At 46.3% G+C, this 4,762-nt stretch carries 5 protein-coding genes and 1 pseudogene; 3 read left to right on the top strand and 3 right to left on the bottom strand.

Translation table 11 applies throughout. The annotated features are described in order from the left end of the window. The first annotated feature begins 47 nt into the window (after nt 1-47). Nucleotides 48-1,787 carry a DUF3352 domain-containing protein gene (locus tag ACLFWI_RS27005; RefSeq protein WP_446415491.1) on the top strand — a complete coding sequence of 580 codons (1,740 nt, stop codon included), beginning with the start codon at nt 48-50 and terminating at the stop codon, nt 1,785-1,787. A 270-nt stretch (nt 1,788-2,057) separates the two neighbouring features. Beyond that, nucleotides 2,058-2,687, top strand: a complete 630-nt coding sequence (locus ACLFWI_RS27010) for a phosphoribosylanthranilate isomerase (RefSeq protein ID WP_446415492.1) — start codon at nt 2,058-2,060, stop codon at nt 2,685-2,687. Here ACLFWI_RS27010 and ACLFWI_RS27015 read toward each other — a convergent pair. From ACLFWI_RS27015 to ACLFWI_RS27025, 3 genes and pseudogenes are all read right to left on the bottom strand, one after another. Next, nucleotides 2,625-2,990, bottom strand: coding sequence for a hypothetical protein (locus ACLFWI_RS27015; protein WP_446415493.1), 366 nt, complete (start codon nt 2,988-2,990; stop codon nt 2,625-2,627). The genes ACLFWI_RS27010 and ACLFWI_RS27015 overlap by 63 nt on opposite strands. Beyond that, nucleotides 2,981-3,511 (bottom strand): hypothetical protein, encoded by a 531-nt coding sequence (locus ACLFWI_RS27020; RefSeq protein ID WP_446415494.1) that lies wholly within the window; start codon nt 3,509-3,511, stop codon nt 2,981-2,983. The genes ACLFWI_RS27015 and ACLFWI_RS27020 overlap by 10 nt, the downstream gene beginning before the upstream one ends. Before the next feature lie 53 nt (nt 3,512-3,564). Next, nucleotides 3,565-3,743 (bottom strand): annotated as a pseudogene (locus ACLFWI_RS27025) (IS607 family transposase); the annotation flags it as partial. A 177-nt stretch (nt 3,744-3,920) separates the two neighbouring features. Here ACLFWI_RS27025 and ACLFWI_RS27030 point away from each other — a divergent pair. Continuing rightward, entirely contained in the window at nt 3,921-4,697 is a 777-nt protein-coding gene (locus ACLFWI_RS27030) for a hypothetical protein (RefSeq protein ID WP_446415495.1), read from the top strand. Nucleotides 4,698-4,762 lie beyond the last annotated feature (65 nt).

A 4,762-nucleotide genomic window follows, 5' to 3' on the forward strand; every position in this document is an offset into this window, starting at 1 on the left:
GACAAATGACAAATGACAAATGACAAATGACAAATGACAAATGACAAATGACAATGAAACTACGCTCGTTTTTTTATGCCTTGACAGCCAGTGTGGTAATGTTGCTGTTACTCGCTGGCGGTGGCTGGTTCTGGGTCAGCGCCCACAGCCCCCTAAATCTCTTGCAGGAACAGGAGATCAAGACTCCCACGGCGGCGATTTTTGTGCCCAAACAAGCCCCCGCCATGATATCCTTGCTCGTGAATCCAGATCGTTTGGCAGCGTTGCGGCAAGTGGTGGTTGAACCACAGAAGCGACGAGGTGCGATCGCGGAATTTAAGCAACTGGAAAATAGTCTGCTGGCGAATTTGGGGCTGGACTATCAACGGGACATTCAACCCTGGATTGATGATGAACTGACGCTGGCGGTAACGTCGTTAGACGTTGACCGGAATCCTGGAAATGCGGCACAACCGGGATATTTACTCGTTTTTACGACCAACGATCCTGAAGCCGCGCAGGAACAGGTTTATTCTCGACTCGCGATCGCTGAGGAAGCCGATTTAGTGGTTGAATCCTATCAAGGGGTCAACCTAATTTATCAGTCGCCGATTTCGGCAAAGGAACAGGGTTCAGACAATCCGGAATCTCGCCTTATCCCGGACACTTTAACCAGCGCTATCGTCGGTGATCGCTTTGTCCTCTATGCCAATCACCCTAAGGTCTTGCGGAATGCGATTAATACGGTACAAGTTGCCGATTTGAGTTTGGCAGAAAATTTCGATTATCAACAACTGCTGCAAAGTTTGACCGAACCAAGAATTGGGTTAAGCGTGGTGAATTTACCCGCCCTAGCCGCTTGGATTTCTAATCAATCGATTCCCAATCGCGAGTCCTTTGAGGCGTCCAAAAGCTTGGCGATTACCTTGTCCCTCACTCGTCAGGGGTTGTTAGCACAAACGGCGATTCCTCGGTCAAAATCGAGTCCAGAACCGATTACCCCAGTCCTATCTCAGCCTGTTGATGCCCTCGAGTACATTCCCACCCAAAGTGCGTTGGTAATTGCTGGGGTGAATTTAAACCAATTTTGGCAACAACTATCCAGCCGACTGGAAACCGATGAGAGTCTAAGTAGCTTACTCGACCAAGGAATTGCCCAGTTAGAGTCTCGTTGGGGGATTCAATTACCAGAAGAGATTTTCAGTTGGGTGGAACAAGACTATGCCTTATCCCTGTTTCCTCGACCGGATCAACCGAATCCCGACTGGATTTTTGTGGCGCAAACGGCTAATAATGATCGGGCAATTGACGCGATTGAGCATTTGGATATGGTCGCCAAGCAGCAGGGACTCAATGTGGGAGAACTCCCGTTTGGCGATCGCACGACGACGGCGTGGACGAAGTTGGTTACGGCTCAAACCCTGAAGAATCGCCAAGATGGGTTGTTAAGTTTACAAGCCCAAGTTCGGGGGGTTCACACCACGGTGGGAGACTATGAAGTGTTTGCCACATCCATTGAGGCGATGGACGCCGCGCTGAATGGGGTGAAGGATTCCCTGGTTCAGAACCTAGACTTCCAGAACGCGATCGCCGCTTTACCTGCTCAAAATGATGGGTATTTTTATCTCAACTGGTTAGAGAGTAAACCCTTGATTGAGCGTCAGCTTCCCATTGTGCGGGTGGTAGAACTCATTGGTCAACCCTTATTTAACCATCTGCGATCGCTAACCATCACCAGTTATGGTGTGAATCAGGATGTTCAACAGAGTCAGTTATTTTTCCAATGGGTTGATCGTTCCTCTGGCTAAAACGAATGGGTCTCGGAATAGAGTTATCATCGACAAGGTAGGGGCGACCCGCTTAGCCTAATTAACAACACCAGAAACAGGGCGGGTTTACATAAGTTACCAGTTTTTGCTTATATGGTATCGGTAAAACCCGCCCCTACAGACGGTCGGGTTGCCTACTCAATGGGGTCGGGTCGCCCTCTTCTCAAACCTTTATATCAAAACGTTTTTCATAGGAAGTTGATGGAACCAACAATCCGACCCAGAGTTAAAATTTGCTGCATTAGTAGCATGAACGAAGCCAATCTCGCCATTCGTTATGGCGCTGCTGCCATAGGCTTAGTATCCGAGATGCCCACTGGATCAGGTATGGTGTCTGAAGGCTTGATTGCCCAAGTCAGCGCTAGAGTCCCTCCGGGTGTCTCATCATTTCTACTCACCAGTAAATTTGATAGTTTAGCGATTATTGCTCAACAACGACGCTTAGGCGTCAACACGATTCAGATTTGCGATCGCCTGCAATCGGGAAGCCATGATGATTTGCGTCAAGCATTACCTGGGATTGCGATTGTACAAGCGATTCATATCACCAGTGAAGCCGCGATCGAGGAAGCGTTAGCCGTTGCACCCTCGGTTTCAGCGTTGATACTCGATTCGGGGAATCCCATGTTACCAGAAAAAGAACTGGGCAGAACCGGGCGAGTTCATGATTGGACGATTAGCCGACGCATCCGGGAATTAGTCAACGTGCCTGTTTTCTTAGCGGGTGGACTCACTCCAGAGAATGTCAAGGATGCGATTCAAGCAGTTCAACCCTTTGGCGTGGATGTTTGTAGTGGGGTTCGCACAAATGGCAAATTAGATGAGGGTAAGCTCTCTGAGTTCTTTAATCAAGTGTACAAAAGTTTCAGCACTCAGTAACTGAGGCAAAGGAAACTCTTTAGCCGATTTTAGCTTACCTTCGAGTTGCTTGATGTGGTTAGCGCGGCATTTCTTCGCAGAATCAATTTTCCCATCTGCATCTGCAATGACCGCGCCTGCTTGACGCTTGTTGATTTTGAAAGTCTGTTGAATTAGCGTGTTTAGCTTTGATTTGTTGCTGAAACCTTTAAGGCGCTGATTGACAGTGAAGATCAACGCAAACCGATAGACATTGCTATAATCAGCTATTAAATTTTGCAGAATGACAGGCAATTTATCGGTTGCGTAAGTTTTCATAGCCATTCGTTATTATTGTAAAAATGAATTCCGCCGTGGTAGCTATCAACGGCTTTTACAGCGTCAAACTGAACAGAAACAATATCACCAATAGTGTCGCTATCCACATCGCAAAAAGGCTTAATAGATGACCAGTCGCAATCATAAAGAGGCTCGTAGACATCCTTGTACATCGGCTCTCCAAGCTTTTGCCATTGGTCATACTGATCAATCTTAAAATCACATTCTGGATCACCATCGGGGGAGGTCGCTTTTACCTCAACCCAGTAACTTAAATCCCAAACTTTTTTACCATCCTGTTTGTCCCACTGGTCAAAATAAACAAATTCTTTTTCCAGGCTAGAGATCTCCATTATCAAGTCTGGGTAACGATTTAAGCAGTCTTTTTTAACCGCTTCCAGTGATTTAGAAAGGCGTTCCCAAAGATTCTCGAGCAAAGGTAATCCTTTTTCCTTCGCTTCATCTTCACTATTGGCAAATAGCCTGTGTCCAATAATAATTGTCGCCATATCTACCCAAACTGGCAATTTACTCCTCTACTATGTGGACATATCTCCCCAACGTCAAGGGATTGGGCAGATTATTTTTGAGATTCTTCGATTGCACTTGAAACACCGTCAATTAGCTTCTTATTCTTGCGACTCCGAGCGCCATAGAGCCGCGCTGAGAAGACTGTTACCAGTTCACCAATCGACCGACATCGCCTCTCAAAATGCGTCTCAAAAGCTGCTGAATTCCCTTTTTCTGGTAGTTCAGTCCTTTGTCATTCGTAAGGGTTTGAGGTTTGTCTTTACATAAATTAACATAGTTCCGTTTATTTCCATCAACCGACTTACAGTTATTTCAGCCTAAAGATAGGGTATTTTTGACCAGGCTTATGTTTATGCTGAAGACTGATGTTCTGGCAATTATGCCAACCCTATAAGGAGCAATTTCATGGCAAACGATCGAGACCAACAGAACAACGTCGAAGTTCTTGAACAAGGCAATATCTACTTCTGCTACCGACCAAAAGTCGAAGAACATTCTGTAGAAGGACTCGATGATGTGCAACGGTTCTACATGGTTCTAAAACCTCACGCAAAGGCATCATATCGCCTGATTGTAGTGGGACAAAAACAACTACCGGAAGTAAGCCAGCATGGGCAACAAACCTGGGGCTTTGTCGAAAGTGTCAGTAGTGATGCTAAAAAGATTGAGCAGGGTTTAAGAGAAAAGACCTATCAGACAAAAACCCGAGGCAAACGAGAGCAACCTGCTGCCCGTTCCGTTGGCGAAGGGGTCTATGATCTGGTGCTTCATAATGATCACACTCATCTCGTCTATGCCCTGGAACTTCCGGAAGAACAAGGTCAAGCGCAGCAGGAACTGCGTATCGAACCGGAAGGAAGTTATATTCTCAATATCAAAAATCCCGATAAACCATCTCCGCGCGGCGCTGGTTTAGGAGAGGAGCAAAAAGTTGACTTCCCACAACACCTGCAAAAACACTTTGAGAATCATCGTTTTATTCCAGCCAACCCCCCAGATTTTCTCGACTACAGTGGCGCTGAAATGTTATTAATTTCAGCTGCCGCCGATGTTTCTAAAGAACTCGGTATCGAACTCGATCCGCAATCAGAAACCGAAAGTACGGCTGAAATTTTGAATGACCTACGGATGCGTAAGTCACGCCATCCCATTGAACCGCTGCTGACGGGAGAATGGCGTTAATTAGTGTAGGGGCGGGTCTATATACAGAACTTAAGATCAATGGCACTAAAAAATTGCCTTTGTTT

This window comes from Coleofasciculus sp., from assembly GCF_046539235.1.
Classification (GTDB): domain Bacteria; phylum Cyanobacteriota; class Cyanobacteriia; order Cyanobacteriales; family Coleofasciculaceae; genus Coleofasciculus.